This window comes from Limnohabitans sp. TS-CS-82 (assembly GCF_002943475.1).
In genome coordinates this window covers 53,742-70,079 of record NZ_PTQX01000004.1, presented here as the reverse complement: position 1 = coordinate 70,079, position 16,338 = coordinate 53,742, and the positions used below count along the sequence as shown (strand labels likewise).

Annotated in this window: 9 protein-coding genes and 2 pseudogenes; 8 read left to right on the top strand and 3 right to left on the bottom strand. The window is 55.9% G+C overall.

Annotated elements, in window-relative coordinates:
* Positions 1-74 precede the first annotated feature (74 nt).
* Positions 75-1,682, bottom strand: a complete 1,608-nt coding sequence (locus tag C5F52_RS10130; RefSeq protein ID WP_236657839.1) for a rhodanese-like domain-containing protein — start codon at positions 1,680-1,682, stop codon at positions 75-77.
* 120 nt (positions 1,683-1,802) lie between these two features.
* Positions 1,803-2,207 (bottom strand): annotated as a pseudogene (locus C5F52_RS30215) (cysteine dioxygenase); the annotation flags it as partial.
* Positions 2,208-2,337: 130 nt separating this feature from the next.
* Between C5F52_RS30215 and C5F52_RS10125 the strand changes: the two are divergent.
* Positions 2,338-2,832: pseudogene (locus C5F52_RS10125) on the top strand (disulfide bond formation protein B); the annotation flags it as partial.
* 82 nt (positions 2,833-2,914) lie between these two features.
* On the opposite strand, the gene argA reads toward C5F52_RS10125, so the two are convergent.
* Complete coding sequence (gene argA, locus C5F52_RS10120; RefSeq protein ID WP_104798246.1) at positions 2,915-4,261, bottom strand: amino-acid N-acetyltransferase; 1,347 nt, start codon at positions 4,259-4,261, stop codon at positions 2,915-2,917.
* Positions 4,262-4,452: 191 nt separating this feature from the next.
* On the opposite strand from argA, the gene hrpA reads away from it, so the two are divergent.
* The 7 genes from hrpA to C5F52_RS10085 all read left to right on the top strand — a co-directional run bounded on the left by hrpA (position 4,453) and on the right by C5F52_RS10085 (position 16,333).
* On the top strand, positions 4,453-8,469 hold the full coding sequence (gene hrpA / locus C5F52_RS10115) for an ATP-dependent RNA helicase HrpA (protein WP_369952028.1): 4,017 nt from the start codon (positions 4,453-4,455) through the stop codon (positions 8,467-8,469).
* Between the two features lie 151 nt (positions 8,470-8,620).
* Positions 8,621-9,862: an ABC transporter substrate-binding protein gene (locus C5F52_RS10110; RefSeq protein WP_104798245.1), complete on the top strand. Its 1,242-nt coding sequence runs from the start codon at positions 8,621-8,623 to the stop codon at positions 9,860-9,862.
* Positions 9,862-10,785, top strand: a complete 924-nt coding sequence (locus tag C5F52_RS10105; protein ID WP_104798244.1) for a carbohydrate ABC transporter permease — start codon at positions 9,862-9,864, stop codon at positions 10,783-10,785. The genes C5F52_RS10110 and C5F52_RS10105 overlap by 1 nt, the downstream gene beginning before the upstream one ends.
* A gap of 191 nt (positions 10,786-10,976) precedes the next feature.
* Positions 10,977-11,624 (top strand): carbohydrate ABC transporter permease, encoded by a 648-nt coding sequence (locus C5F52_RS10100; RefSeq protein WP_236657816.1) that lies wholly within the window; start codon positions 10,977-10,979, stop codon positions 11,622-11,624.
* A 17-nt stretch (positions 11,625-11,641) separates the two neighbouring features.
* On the top strand, positions 11,642-12,967 hold the full coding sequence (locus C5F52_RS10095; RefSeq protein WP_104798242.1) for a GH1 family beta-glucosidase: 1,326 nt from the start codon (positions 11,642-11,644) through the stop codon (positions 12,965-12,967).
* 1 nt (position 12,968) lies between these two features.
* Entirely contained in the window at positions 12,969-14,042 is a 1,074-nt protein-coding gene (locus C5F52_RS10090) for an ABC transporter ATP-binding protein (RefSeq protein WP_104798241.1), read from the top strand.
* Between the two features lie 29 nt (positions 14,043-14,071).
* A complete protein-coding gene (locus C5F52_RS10085; protein ID WP_161499681.1) occupies positions 14,072-16,333 on the top strand; it encodes a glycosyl hydrolase in 2,262 nt (753 codons plus the stop codon).
* The last annotated feature ends 5 nt before the right edge of the window (positions 16,334-16,338 follow it).

Sequence of the window (16,338 nt, the reverse complement as noted above, 5' to 3'; positions counted from 1 at the left end):
TTTTCTTTGAAATAAACGTTGCGATTGGGGACGGACTGTAGCAATTTTTCAGTGCCCGTTAGACGGGCAGGGGCTCACAGCACGTTGAAATGGTGGGTGCCGTCACGGCCCAGTTGTTCGACCAAGCCGAACTCCCAGTCCAAATAGCCTTGCATGGCCGCCACGGGGTTGTCGGTGCCCTCATACGGGCGGCGGTAGCGGTCAATGCGTTCTGCGCCGAGCTGGTGTTCGCCGGTTTGCAGCTTGTTGCCTGCGTAGCCCCACGCTTGGTTGCCGCCTTGCAGCAGCAACACGTCCACGCTGGGTTTGACCAAAGCCTTGAGTTCGGCCACCGCATAACGGCACAAGCTGCCATCGGTACAGGTCAACACGTAGCGGTTGCCTTTGTAGGCGCGCTTCAAGCTTTCAGCCAGTTCCGAGCGCAAGGCCCACCAGGCACTGTGGATGTGACCTTTGACAAACTGCGCGCTGGTACTGAAGTCCAGCACCACGGTGTGGCTGTTGCGGTCGGCCAGCCATTCTTTGAGTTGCTCAGGGGTAACGTAAGGGGCTGTTTCCAAAGGCTCGGGTCGTGTGGTTTTGAGCATGCGTTGGTTGAAGTCTTCAGGCGCGGCACCTTGCAGCACGGCCACTTCCCAGCCCATTTGAGCCAACCACGAGGCCGACATGTTGGCGCGCACGCCGTCGGTGTCGCACAACACCAAACGTGCGCCGCGCACGGCAGCTTGGTGGTCGGTTTCTTGCACCAATTGGCCGCCCGGGGCGCTGCGGGCACCGGCGATGTGGCCTGCTGAAAATTCTTCGGGCGTGCGCACGTCAAAGAAATAGGTGGTGCGCGTGTTGTCGGCCAGCCAAGTGCGCAGCTCGTCCATGCGCACGCGTTTGACACCCGCGCGAATGGCAACAGATTGCGCGATGGCGGCTGCCTTTTGGCGGTTTTCTTCGCTCACTTCGGGAAAGCGTTGGTTGGCGCCTTGCACCAGTTCTTGGCCTGCCAGCGTCCAGCCGATGGTGCCGTTGCGCAAGGCGGTGACGGGGTTGGGAATGCCCGCATTGATGAGCGACTGCGTGCCAATGATGCTGCGGGTACGGCCCGCGCAGTTCACCACAATGCGCGTGGCCGGATTGGGGGCCAGCGTGCGCGCACGCAACACCAACTCAGCACCGGGCACGCTGATGCCTGTGGGAATACTCATGGTTTGGTACTCGTCAAAACGGCGCGCATCCATCACCACCAAATCGGCGTTGGCTTCGATCAGCGCTTTGACTTGCTGCGCCGACAGCGAAGGCGTGTGGCGTTTGGATTCGACCAACTCGCCAAACGATTTGCTGGGCACGTTGACGTCGCGGAACAGTTCACCGCCTGCGTTGTGCCAACCTTGCAAGCCACCGGCCAGCAGCGTGACGTGCGTGTAACCCAAGCGGCGCAGCATGCGGGCGGCAGGCAAGGCCAAGTCGTCCCCCGCAGGCGAGATGCCGTACACCACGATGGGCGTGTTGCGCCTTGGGATGCGTGCCCACGCTTCCAGCTCAATGCGACCCAAGGGCATGTTGGCGGCAAACAGCGGGTGGGCTTGCGCGAAAGGGTCTTCTTCGCGCACGTCCAGAATGGCAATTTCTTCGCGGTTCAGCAGCGTTTGGCGAATGTCGGCAAAGGTGCGTTCCGCAAACTCGGTTGCCACAGACTGTGCTTGTGCGACTTCGCTGAGTGTGGCGTTGCTGTAGCCCGAGATGAAGCTCTTTTCAGTGCCATCTTCCAAAAACACATGGCGGCTGACTTTGCCGATGTTGGCGCCATACACATGGATGCTGATGGAGGGCTGATCGGCCAAGGCGTTCCAAACGCGGTGCACGTCACCGATGGTCGGCGACACGGCTTCAACCTGTCCCGCTTCAATGCGCGTTTGCGGGCCGCTGGCCACCCATTGGCCTTGCTCGTTTTTGGCAAAAGCTTGTGCCAATTCAGCGCCGCGCAACACGCCGACCAAGCCCCATACCGTGTGGTCATGGATGGGGGTGGATTGGCCGGGGCCCCACACAAAACTCACCACTGAAAAGCGGTCTTCTGGATCGGCATATAACAGGTACTGTTGGTAACGCTCGGGGTTGGGCTGGGCGTAGGCGTCGGGCAGCCAATCGTCTTTTTTGAGCAAATCTTCGAGCAGCGCTTGGCCGTGCTTCAAGCGCGTGGCTTCGTCTGTGTGCATCGCGAGCAGCGCATGCAACTGCGTGACGAAGTACTGCAAATCGGGTATTTGTGCGAGAGAGGGCAAGCTGAGCGTCATGGGGTAATTGTTTCACAGCGACAATGTGCAACTTGTCATTGAGGAGTTGCAAATGACCTTAGAACTTTTGAATCAACCGCGTCGCGTTTGGTGGTTTATTTTTGCCAGCTGCGTGGGCTTGCTGTCGTTCGGCTTGTACCTGCAACACGTCGTGGGCTTGGAGCCTTGCCCCATGTGCATCGTGCAGCGCTACGCCATGGTGTTGGTGGCTTTGCTGGCGCTGGTGGGGGCTTGTCTGTCAGGACGCAAGACCAGTTTGATCATTGGCAGCTGGCTGGTGCTGCTGTCGGTGGGCGGCGCTTATGTGGCCGCACGTCAAAGCTGGTTGCAGTGGTACCCGCCCGAGGTGGTGTCGTGTGGCCGCGACTTCTACGGCATGATCGAAACCTTCCCCCTCAAGCGCGCCATTCCCATGATTTTCAAAGGTGGCGGCGACTGCGCCAAGGTCGACTGGACGTTTTTGGGCGGCTCGATCGCCAACTGGTCGTTTGTGGCGTTCAGTGGCATGGCCTTGCTGGCGCTGCTGACCACTTGGCGTGCCTTGCGTGCTGAGCCCGATTCGGGCGACGATGACTTGTCAGACGCCAGCGCAGACACAGACGCCGACGGCCAAAAAGAAGAAGTGCCGTTTATAGGTGCTTGACCAGCACCAAGCTCTTGCGGTCCCAGTTGTACTTGCGCTTGCGCGCTTCGGGCAACCACTCGGGATCGACCTGCACAAAACCGCGCTTCAAGAACCAATGCTTGGTGCGCGTGGTCAGCACAAACAAACTCTTGAGGCCCTTGTTGCGTGCGCGTTGCTCCATGCGCTTCAAGATCTTCTCGCCATCGCCTTGGCCCTGCGACTGCGGTGACACGGTGAGTGCCGCCATCTCGGCCGTTTTGGCTTCGGGGTAAGGGTAGAGCGCCGCGCAGGCGAAGATCACGCCGTCATGCTCGATGACGGTGTATTGGCCCACATCGCGCTCAATCTCGTTGCGGTCGCGCTTGACCAAGGTGCCGTCTTTTTCAAACGGCTCAATCAATTGCAAGATGCCGCCCACGTCTTCGTGCGTGGCTTCGCGCAGTTCTTCGAGCTTTTCGTCCACCACCATGGTGCCGATGCCGTCATGCATGTACACCTCCAACAGCAGCGCGCCATCCACCGCAAACGGCAAGATGTGGCTACGTTCCACGCCGGTTTCGCAGGCTTTCACGCAATGCTGCAGGTAGAAAGCAATGTCGGAGGGATTGGAGGTGGCGGGCAGGGTGGCCAGCAGTTTTTTGGCGGCATCCAAAGGCAACTCGGTGTCGATGGGGTTGTCTTCGCCTTCGGGGTCCGATGGGTGGATGCGAATGCCCGGGGTCTCGGTCACAAAAATCAGCTTGTCGGCTTGCAAGGCGGTGGCGACCGAGGTGGCCACTTCTTCCATGGTCAAGTTGAACGCTTCGCCGGTGGGTGAGAAACCAAACGGCGAGAGCAACACCATCGAGCCCGCGCTGAGTGTTTGGGCAATGCCCCCCACATCCACCTTGCGCACCAAGCCCGAGTGCTGAAAATCTACGCCGTCCAAGATGCCCACGGGGCGAGCGGTGATGAAGTTGCCCGAAATCACCCGCACCGTGGCGCCCGCCATGGGGGTGTTGGGCAGGGCTTGGCTGAACGCGGCTTCAATTTCGTAGCGCAGTTGGCCTGCGGCTTCTTGTGCGCAGTCGAGGGCCACGCTGTCGGTGATGCGCATGCCGTGCGAGTACTGCGGCACATGGCCCTTGGCGGCCAGTTGTTCGTTCACCTGTGGGCGAAAGCCGTGTACCAACACAATGCGCACGCCCATGCTTTGGATGAGCGCCAAATCTTGCGCCAAATTCGGCAGCTTGCCCGCGGCAATCGCTTCGCCGGCAATGCCCACCACAAACGTCTTGCCACGGTGCATGTGGATGTAGGGTGCCACCGAGCGAAACCAAGGCACAAACGTGAAATCAAAAACAGCGGACATGGCGTGTGGGGGTAAAGAGAGTGCCAGCTGAGTCGGGCTGGGATAATTGCGGATTGTCACCCAAGTTATCGCCTGTTTTGTCCAACCCCTTAACTCCGAACGCATTGCCGAATTCACCTTTGAATTCCTCGCCGAATTCGCTGCCGCTTCACGCCACCCCGTCTTTGTCGCCTGCGGCTGAGCCCGCTCGCGTGGCCAAGCCGCTGAAGATCGAGTTTCCTGAGGGCCTGCCTGTCTCGGCGCGGCGCGATGAAATCATGGCCGCCATGCAGGCGCACCAAGTCATCATCGTCTGTGGTGAAACGGGGTCGGGCAAGACCACGCAGCTGCCCAAGATGGCGCTGATGCTGGGCAGAGGGCAGGGCCGCGAGTTGGGCCCACACCCCAAGCCAGGCCAACGCAAACAAATCATTGGCCACACCCAGCCGCGCCGCATTGCCGCCAGCTCGGTGGCCAAGCGCATTGCCGAAGAGCTCAACACCCCCTTGGGCGATGTGGTGGGTTTCAAGGTGCGTTTTCAAGACCGGCTGAGCAAAGACGCCTCGGTCAAGTTGATGACCGACGGTATTTTGTTGGCCGAGACGCAAAACGACCCGCTGCTCAAGGCCTACGACACCATCATCATCGACGAGGCCCACGAGCGCAGCCTGAACATTGACTTTCTGTTGGGCTATTTGCGCGAAATTTTGCCGCGCAGGCCTGATCTGAAAATCATCGTCACCTCGGCCACGATTGATGCGGACCGGTTTGCCCAACACTTTGCCTCGGCCAAAGGCCCAGCCCCAGTGTTGATGGTCTCGGGCCGCACCTTCCCCGTGGAAATGCGTTACCGCCCGTTTGAAGAAAGCCGTGACTACGACCTGAACAACGCCATCGCCGACGGCGTGGACGAGCTGTGGAGCAACCCGTCGCAGCAAGGCGACATCTTGGTGTTCTTACCCGGTGAGCGCGAGATTCGCGAAGCGGCCGACCACCTGCGCGCGCACCTGAGCCACTCGCCCGTGATGCGCAGCGCCGAGGTGCTGCCGCTGTTCGCCCGACTGTCCAGCGCCGAGCAAGACCGTGTGTTTGACACCCGTGGCGGGCGCCGCATTGTGTTGGCCACCAACGTGGCCGAAACCTCGCTGACGGTGCCCGGCATTCGCTACGTGATTGATGCGGGCAACGCCCGCGTCAAGCGCTACAGCTGGCGCAGCAAGGTGGAGCAGTTGATGGTGGAGCCCATCAGTCAAGCCGCAGCCAACCAACGCGCAGGCCGTTGCGGCCGTGTGGCCAACGGCATTTGCATTCGCTTGTATGACGAGGTGGATTTCAACGGCCGCTCGCGCTTCACCGACCCCGAAATTTTGCGTTCATCGCTGGCCGGCGTGATCTTGCGCATGAAGGCGCTGCACTTGGGCAACGTGGAGCAGTTCCCGTTCTTGGAGGCCCCACGCCCCAAAGCCATTGCCGACGGCTACCAACTCTTGAGCGAACTCGGTGCGGTCGATGACGACAACGAACTCACGCCCATGGGCCGCGAGTTGTCCAAACTGCCTCTCGACCCCCGCGTGGGCCGCATGATTTTGGAAGCGCGTGACCGCAACGCCTTAGACGAAGTGTTGGTCATCGCCTCGGCCTTGAGCGTGCAAGACGTGCGCGACCGCCCGATGGAAGCGCAAGCCGCTGCCGATCAAGCCCACGCCAAGTTTGACGACGACCGCAGCGAATTCAGCGGCTACCTCAATCTGTGGAAATGGCTAGAAAACTCACGCGGTGGCAAAAATAACGAGCACAAGCTGAGCAACCGCCAATACGAAGCGCTGCTGCGCCAAAACTTCATCAACGTGCGCCGCGTGCGCGAGTGGCGCGACACCCACACCCAGCTGCTGACCGTGGTGACGGAGCACAAGTGGCGCCTGAACACCTTGCCCGCCAGCTACGAGCAATTGCATTTGTCCATGCTGGCAGGCCTGCTGGGCAACGTGGGCTGCAAGCTCGAACCCGCTGCGGGACAAACCAGCAGCAACGAATATCTGGGCGCACGCAGCATCAAGTTTTACCCGCACCCTGGCGCGCATTTGCGCAAGAAGCCTGGGCGCTGGGTGGTGGTGGCCGAGTTGGTCGAGACCACGCGTTTGTTTGGCCGTGGCATTGCCGCCATCGAGCCGCAGTGGTTGGAGCAAGTGGGCAGCCATTTGCTGAAAAAGCAATTGCTCGACCCGCATTGGGAAAAGAAAGCGGGCGAAGTCAAAGCGCTAGAACGCGCCACCTTGTACGGCTTGGTGGTCTACAACGGCCGCCGCGTCAGCTACAGCAAAGTGGACTTGGCGGGTGCCCGCGAAATCTTCATTCGCGAAGCCTTGGTGGCGGGCGAGCTCGACACCAAGCTGCCGTTCTTGGCGGCCAATCAAAAGCTCATTGCGCAAGTGGAAGAGCTGGAACACAAGTCGCGACGCCAAGACGTGTTGGTCGACGACGCGCTGATTTACGCCTTTTACGACCAACAGTTGCCCGCCGAGGTCTGCGGCTTGGTGACGCTGGAAACTTGGTACCGCGACGAGGTGAAACGCCAGCCCAAACTGCTGCACCTCACCCGCGAAGAGCTGATGCGCCACCAAGCCGCAGGCATCACCACGCAGGCGTTTCCAAAGACGCTGCGCCTTGGCGGTGTGGACTGCGCGGCCGACTATTTGCACGAACCCGGCGACGCCAAAGATGGCCTGACCGTGACCGTGCCGTTGTTTGTGCTGAACCAAGTGAGCGAAGAGCGCGCCGAGTGGCTGGTGCCGGGCATGCTGAACCAAAAAATTCATGCCTTGCTCAAAACCCTGCACCAACGGCCCCGCTCGCGTTTGGTGCCTTTGCCTGACAGCGCCGCCCGCTTGACGGAGGCTTTGTCGACAGACGTGTCGTTTGGCGCTGGCCCGTTGGTGGACGCCTTGCTCAAGCTGGTGCGCGACGCCACCCAAGTGGACATCAAGCGTGCCGACTTCAAACTCGACATGCTGGCCCCGCACCTGTTCATGAACTTTCGGGTGGTGGACGAGCACGGGCGCCAGTTGGGCCACGGCCGCAACTTGGGCGCGTTGAAAGCCGAATTGGGCAGCCAAGCCCGTGGCGCGTTTCAAGCGCTGGCAGCGCTCAAAGGCGTGGGCACGCTGTCGCCAACCGCTGATGCAACGGCTGCAAGCCAAGGTGGGCCGCAGGCTTCGGGCGCGCAGGGGCAGGGCGCTGCTGCGTCTGTGCGTGGCACGACTAACGCGTCGCGGGGCGGTGCCAATGCCCCGCGTGATGCGGTTGGCGCGGGCGGTACCCGTGCATCAGGCGCTGGCCAAAAAGGTGCCCCCGCCGAGCAGCGTTACACCACATGGAGCTTTGGCGAACTGCCTGAGTTGATGGAAATCACCAAAGGCAACCAAACCCTCATTGGCTTTCCGGCCTTGGTGGATGTGGGCGACGCCGTGTGCATCGAGGTGTTTGACGAGCCTGAGGTTGCGGCCACCAAACACCGCGCGGGTTTGCGCCGCTTGTTTGCCATGCAGATCAAAGACGCGCTCAAGTACTTAGAGAAAAACTTGCCCGACCTGCAAAAAATGTCGGTCGCGTACATGTTGGTCGGCAAATCGCCTGATGGCTCGGGCGGTGGCACGGCCGAAGAACTGAAACAGCAAATCTTGGACGTGGCCTTGGACCGTGCGTTCTTGCTCGATCCCTTACCCGCCAACGAAGCCGATTTCAAACGCCGCCTTGACGAAGGCCGTGGCCGATTGACCTTGATTGCCAACGAAGTCGCCCGCTTGGCCGCGACCGTGCTGACCGAGTTTGCCGCTGCCAACCGCAAAGTCAAAGACACCAAAACCAGCCCCGACAGCGTGGCCGACGCTGCCCAGCAACTGCAACGCTTGGTGGGCAAACGCTTCATCACCGACACGCCGTTCAGCCAGCTGCAACACTTTGCCCGCTACCTCAAAGCCGTCGTGCTGCGCCTCGATAAACTGCGTGCCGACCCCGCACGCGACGCCGCCAAACTGGCCGAACTCAAACCGCTGGATCAAAAATATTGGCGCTTGGTGGCTGAGCGCAAAGGCGTGACCGATGCGCGCATGCAAGAGTTCAGGTGGTTGCTGGAAGAGCTGCGCGTGAGCTTCTTCGCGCAAGAGCTGCGCACACCCCAGCCGGTGAGTGTGAAGCGGCTGGATAAGGCTTGGGGGCAGTTGAGTTACTAGCGTTTAATTAGCTTGGGCGATACCCATGATTTCGAAATTACGGATTTCATGGCGGTGATGTCCCTGACTATTTTTGTGCACGATCAGGGTAAACGTGGACTGTTTTTTTCTTGAATCGTCTAAAATGAAAGCGCTTTCATTTTGGGGTTGTATGAAAAAAATATCGTTGTCCATCCTTGCCATGCTGCTGGTTTTTAGCGCACATGCTGAGAGAAAAACCTTGACCGTTGCGGCCTACCCAGCGGTGGATGAAATCGTGAAGGCAGCGCTAGTGACGTGGCAAAAAAGCCACCCGGATGTCGATGTCAAAGTGGTGGGGCGTGAGTACGCGGACCATCACACGGCGATGACCACGGCGTTGGCAACCGCCACAGGATTGCCGGATGTGATGACGATTGAATATGGTTACTTGGGGCGTTTCGCGCAAAGCGGAGCCTTGGAGGATTTGAGTCAGCAGCCTTATCGCGCCATAGATGCGTCTAAAAAAGTCGTATCTTTCGCGATGGCGCAAGGGCATACAGACAGCCAAGGTCAAACGGCCATGCCCACTGATATTGGTCCCGGTGCCATGTTTTTTAGACACGATCTCGCCCAAAAAGCCAAGGTGAAAGATACCGATCTGACCGAGTCATGGGACAGCTTTATTGAGAGTGGCAAAAAGATCAAGTCAGCCACAGGTGCTTATTTGGTGGCGCATGCTCGTGATGTCAAAGATATCGTCATTCGCACGGGTATTTCAGCGGATGAAGGTGTTTACTTTGATGCGAAGGGGCAGTCAGTGGTTGGGTCATCTCCGCGCTTCAAAAAAGGTTTTGAGTTGGCTAAAAAAATCAGGGCCGAGGGCTTGGATGCCAAGGTGAATGCTTGGTCTGGCGAATGGGGCGAGTCACTCAAGCGTGGCACGGTATCAGTGCAAATGATGGGTGCGTGGTTGGGTGGGCATTTAGCCAACTGGCTGGCACCTAACACGGCTGGCATGTGGCGCTCTACGGTGCTGCCCGAGCGGGCGGCCACTTCATGGGGGGGGACCTTTTATGCCATTCCAAAGAAAGCACAAAACAAAGAGTTGGCTTGGGATTTGATTGCTTATCTCACGCTAAATCGTCAGCAGCAGCAGTTGGCTTTTGAAAAGTTCAACGCATTTCCTGCATTACTTGACGCGCAATCTGGCGCATTTTTTGAGCAACCTGTTGCGTTTTTAGGCGGACAAAAGGCGCGCATGGAGTGGCGCAGTACCGCGGCGCAAATCAAGCCAACACGCGTTTTTAAGAACGACACGATTGCAGAAGAAATCGTCAACGCTGAGTTGGATTTGGTGCTGACCAAAGGCAAAGCTGTGGAGCAGGCGATCAAAGATGCAGACAGCCAAATTCAACGCCGTGCGAGACGCTGATGAAGCCCATCGTTAAACCTACTGTTGCACCTTATGTGCTGATCAGCCCATTCATCATTTTGTTTTTGGTGTTTGGCTTGTTCCCCATTTTGTTTTCCTTTGTGCTGATGTTTCACAGTTGGGACCCGGTCAAAGGTTTGGCATCGATGGAGTTTGTGGGGCTTGAGAATGTGTCTTTTGCTCTGGAAGATCCTTTGGTGTGGACCTCGCTGGGCAACACCCTTTGGCTCGCGGTTGTCTCGGGTTTGCCGCAGCACCTTGTTGCGATCCCGTTGGCTTATCTGATCAACGAAAAGCTAGGTCGATGGCGCAACGCGGTGATGGGTGCGTATTTCTTGCCCTACATCACCTCAACGGTGGCGATTGCCATGATGTTCAGCACCTTGTTCTCTACGGATTACGGCATGGTGAATGCCATGCTCACATCTCTGGCTAAGTCACAGGTTTTTGAACATCTCTTGCCCAGCGCGAATGTGGATTGGTTGGGCGATCCGCAAACCATCAAACCGATTGTTGCGTTTGTCGTGTTTTGGCGGTATCTCGGGTTCAACGTGATTTTGTATGTGGCTGCGATGCAAGCCATTTCACGCGACCAATACGAGGCAGCACGCATGGATGGTGCGAAAAGTTTGCAGCAGTTTTGGTACATCACATTGCCTCAACTCAAGCCCATCATGTTTTTTGGGGTCACGCTCACCATCATTGGTGGCTTGCAGTTATTTGAAGAGCCGTTCATCTTGACGGGAGGCAAGGGCGGCATGGAGTACTCAGGCATGACCACCGCGATGTACATGTTCAGAACGGCGTTTGATTACAACGACTATGGACTAGCGAGCGCTATTTCTTGGATGCTGTTCATCATCATTCTTGCCATGACCGTCTTGACGAACCGAGCATTCAAAAGCAAAGAGGGGCAGTCATGAGTCAGGTGCAACAAAGCGATGACAGCACATTGGGGTGGGGCGGGTGGATTGCGCTTTTGCTGGGTGCGGCATTAATGCTTGGTCCGTTTTATTTCATGTTTGTGTTTGCCACCCTGCCAAGAAGTGAGATTTTCAGCGTGCCGCCGCCGCTGTTTTTTGGCGACCATTTCTTCGCGAATATGGGGATCTTGATGAAGAAGATCCCTTTTTGGACCAACCTAGGCTGGTCGCTTTATGTGGGCATCATGAGCACGGGCTTGACGTTGCTGTTTTGTTCGATGGCGGGTTTCGCGTTTGCTGTTTATGAATTTCGGTTCAAAAACGCCTTGTTTTCTTTGGTGATGGGCACGATGTTGGTGCCTGCCTTTTTGGGCATGATCCCCACGTTTTTGATCATGGATGCGCTCCACTGGATCGACCAACCACGAGCGCTTTACTTGCCGGGCGCCGCACCCGCGATGGGTATCTTCTTGATGCGCCAATACATCTCTTCAGCGATTCCTAAAGAGTTGATCGAAGCCGCACGGATGGACGGTTGTGGCGAGTTGCGCATCTATTGGAGTGTGGTTGTTCCCTTGCTTGGCCCAGCCTTTGGCACGTTAGGTTTGATTGCTTTCATTGCCTCTTGGAACAACTTTATTGGCCCGCTGGTGGTGATGCGTTCCCCTGAGATGTACACCTTTCCTCTCGCCTTGCGCAGCGTGCAAAGCCCCGTCGATACGGAGTGGGGCGCGTTGATGGCGGGCTCTGCCATTGCGGTGATCCCGCTGCTCATCATCTTTGTTTTTTCATCGCGCAGACTGATCGACGGATTGACGTCTGGCGCAATTCGCGGTTGAACCTTAGTCATTTCAAAATGTATAAAAACACCATTCATCGCCGTCAGTTTCCAGCTGAATTTAAATGGGGGGTTGCGACCTCGTCTTTTCAAATTGAAGGTGCCCACCAAGCGGATGGCAAGGGCAAGTCGATTTGGGACACGTTTTGTGAAGACCCCAAAAATATTGCCGATCAATCGAACGGTGACATCGCGTGCGACCACTATCACCTATGGCCACAAGATGTGGACATGATCGCTTCATTGGGGGTGAACGCCTATCGGTTTTCAATGTCTTGGCCTCGTGTTCAACCCGACGGTGAGGGCGAGTGGAACGAGGCTGGATTTAAGTTTTATGAAAACTTGATGACCGCACTCAAAAGCCGCGGTGTTGAGTTACACCTCACCCTCAATCACTGGGATTTGCCGCAAGCCTTGCAAGACAAGGGCGGTTGGGCCAATCGTGCGATTTGCGAAAAATTTGTTCGCTTTGCCACAGAAGTTGCGCGTCGTTTTTCGCATCTGGTCGACAGTATCTGTACGCACAACGAGCCTTGGGTGGTGGCCATCTTGGGGCACGAACATGGCATCTTTGCGCCGGGCATTAAATCGCGTGCCGTTGCGATGATGGCCACACACTATTTGTTGCTCAGCCACGGCATGGCTTTGAAAGCGATGCGCGAAATGGGCATTCAAACCCCCTTGGGGATTGTGCTCAATCTATCGCCGATTTACCCAGCCAGTACTGATCCTGCCGATGTTGCGAAAGCACATCTGGATGACGGACTGAATTTGCGTTGGTACATGGACCCTTTGATTCGGGGTTTTTATCCCGAAGATGTCATCGCGCATTTGGGCAGTGACATGCCAGAAGTGCAAGCGGGCGATATGGCCATGATCCATCAAAAGCTCGACTTCATTGGCGTGAATTACTACACACGTAATTTCTCGTCGACAGGCAACCCATGGGATGTCAAAAGCACGGGCAATGAAGTGACTGATATGGGGTGGGAGGTTTATCCGCAAGGGTTGACTGAGTTGCTGTGTCGACTGCATAAGGACTACGAACTGCCTGACGTGATGATCACCGAGAACGGTGCTGCGTTCAAAGATGTATTGATGGATGGCGTGGTCGACGACGCATCGCGCGTGAAGTATTTTCACGACCACATTGCTGCAACACAAGACGCCATGGCGCAAGGCGTCCCTGTGATTGGCTATTTCGCTTGGAGTTTGATGGATAACTTTGAATGGGCCAGTGGCTATGAAAAGCGATTTGGACTGGTTTATGTGGACTACACCACTCAAAAGCGAACCTTGAAAAATAGCGCGCTGTGGTATCAAAAGTTTTTAGGCGGCAACTAAAGTGGCACACATTGAACTGAAAAATATCTCTAAAAATTTTGGAGAAACGGTGGTCATTCCCCAACTGAATCTACAGGTTCAGGACGGAGAGTTCATGGTGTTTGTGGGGCCATCGGGTTGTGGTAAATCCACCATGTTGCGCATGATCGCCGGTCTGGAGACCATGACGTCGGGTGACATTTTGATTGGCGGTGACATCGTCAATCAAAAGAGCCCGTCTGACCGTGGGGTCGCGATGGTGTTTCAAAGCTATGCCTTGTATCCCCACATGACAGTGGAAGAAAACATGGGCTTTAGCTTACGAATGGCAGGTCTATCAAAAGGCGCTATTTCAGAGTTGGTGTTGAGTACAGCAGAAAAATTGCGCCTGACTCCCTTGCTCAAGCGCTATCCCAAGCAGTTGTCTGGAGGGCAACGCCAGCGGGTGGCGATTGGTCGTGCCATCGTGAGAAGGCCCAAGGTCTTCTTGTTTGATGAACCACTTTCTAATTTGGATGCGGCACTGCGCGTTCAGATGCGTATTGAGCTGGCCAAGCTGCATGCAGATCTCAAGACGACCATGATTTACGTCACGCATGACCAAACGGAAGCCATGACATTGGGCAGCCGCATTGCTGTGTTTAACCAAGGTCGCATTGAGCAAGTCGGGCGTCCTATGGAGCTCTATGCTTCACCGGCCAACACGTTTGTGGCCCAATTTTTAGGAACACCAAAAATCAATTTGCTTCCCTACACCTTGGATGCATCTCTCGATGTAATTCAGATTGGAGCAGACGTCTTGGCTGCGAATGCGCACTTCGCTGTGATCAAACACAAGTTGATGCAAGGTTCAACGCTGGGTGTTCGGCCTGAGAACCTCACGATTGCCGACACAGGTTTGAAAGGGGTGATTGAGTTCATGGAGAACCTAGGCGACGCCACGATTGTCTACGTGCGCATGCCTCACTTGCCAGAACTCCTCACTGTCAAGCTCACACATGACGCCGGCGCCATGTCCATGGGGCAGACGATTCACTTGTCCCCAGATTTGAAAAAATTATTGGTATTTGATGCACAGGGATGCTTGGTGCATTGACCTGGCCAACATTGGAAAAACATACCGTGATGAAAAAACTCAATGCACTTTTGGCGACGCTGTTGTTGACAGCCGCGCTTTCTCATGCTTCCACAGGTGTCGTTCAGGTGGGAGCGGGTGGCTGGCGAACTCAGACCAGTACAGCCGATCAAAAAGTACCTGAAGCGCCATTTCGCACCCCAGAGATGCTGCAACGCGCCGCGCCCACAAACCAGTGGTATTCGTCGGTGATGTTCACACGCTGGTCTGAGGTCTTGCATGCTTTGCCTTTGACGGCCAAAGCAACGGAGAAGGGCCTAGAGATTGGGTTCCCTAAAAAGGTCATCACGCCAACAGACCGCAAAGACGTTGAGGTGACTTACCCGCATGCGGCAGACATCACGCTAAGACCTTTGAGCTTTCAGCCTGAAGCAGCATTGTTAGCGGGCCATGGTGACTGGTCTGTTGACATTCGTTTCCCCAGCAAAGATCAGTCGCTCACAACGACGATTGCGCATGGCAGTCCGTTCGTGTTTGCAACTTTGAGTCAGGGTGATTTGGGGTTGGATCTCGGTGCTGATCTGCAAGCACATCTTTGGTCCAAAGATGCGCGCGTCTTGATCATCAAGGGCGGATCTAAAACATATGCTGCTTTTGCCCCCACGGGGGGTACTTGGCAACAGGGAGTGCGAGCTTGGACTTTGAATTTGCCAGCGGCCAAACGCTACATGTCTGTAGCGGTCATGCCCAATCAGCTTGACGGCACTGTGCATCAGTTCTTGGCTAGCGCTTACAGCCACATCAGCAACACCAAAGCAGAGTTTCGTGTCGACCAAGACAAGAGCGAAGTGGTGACTTCATTTCATGTCGAGACTCAAACCAAAGAAGGTGCACAAGCGCCAACCATCGTAGGCCTCTATCCGCACCATTACTTTGGCAACAAAGAGCTTCCGTCCGTTGCAGTTGGCACATTGCCCAGCATTCGTGGTGAGTTGAAGTTTTATGCGTCAAATAGCTTTACAACGAGACATATTTCTCAGGGCTTTGTGCCGTATTGGCCAAGCGTCAAAGACCCGAAGAGTAGCCAAGCGATTGTGTCTAACTTGTCCAAAGAGTCGAGCCGTGCGAGACGCATGATGCTTGAAATCGGTCAAGGGCCCTATTGGCAAGGCAAGGGCCTTCAGCGTATCAGCCAGTTGATGACAGTGGCTGATGTGCAGGGCGAAACAGCAACCCGCGACAAATTGTTAGCTCTCATTAAAAAACGGGCTGAAGAATGGCTGTCAGGGCAAAGCGACCGTACTTACTTTCACTACAGCCCGACACTGGGCACGGTGGCGAGTTATCCAGAGGAATACGATGCCGTCAAGGACATGAATGACCACCATTTCCACTACGGATACTGGATTCGCGCAGCCGCCGATATCGGTCTGCGTGACCCTGAGTGGATCAAGGCAGACAAATGGGGCGGCATGATCGATCTGTTGGTGGCCGACATTGCGACCGCACAACGTGGCCGTAAAGACTTTCCTTACTTGCGTAACTTTGATCCGTATGAAGGGCACTCTTGGGCGTCAGGGACGGGGATGTCCCCCGATGGCAACAACCAAGAGTCATCTTCTGAGGCCATCAATGCATGGGTTGGGTTGATGTTGTGGGGTAGCTTGCAGGGGCGTCAAGATTTGGTTGATCTGGGCACTTATTTGTACGCCACGGAAATTCAATCCATCAACCACTACTGGTTTGACATCCATGGCTTGACCTTGCCGCCTGAGTACAAAAACACCGAAGTCAGCATGTTGTTTGGTGGCAAATTGGCACACAACACATGGTGGATTGATGAGCCACGACAAATTCATGGCATTAACTTGTTGCCATTGACTGCAGCGTCGACTTACCTTGCTGCAAGTCCTGCTTTTACGCACAAAAACATGGCGGCTTTGGAGCAAGAAATAGACATTTATCAGGGCAGGGGTAAGCGCGCAAAGCCCGACGATATTTGGCAAGACTTGTTTGCCAAGTACGTTGCGCTGGTCGATCCTAAAAAAGGCCTTGAACGCTGGAAAGAATGGGGCTCTATCGAGCTTGGTGATACGCGCACCCACGCGCAACATTGGTTGTTGTTCTTGAATGAAGTTGGCACACCTGATCTCAGTGTTACGGCAAATACCAAGTTTTATGCAAGCTTTAAAGCAGCCAATGGCAAGCGCACCTACATGGCTTACAACCCTACGAAGTTGCCTATGAATGTGCGTTTCAATGATGGGTTTGATTTGAAGGCGTTACCTAATTCATTAACCGTTTCTCCTTGAATTAT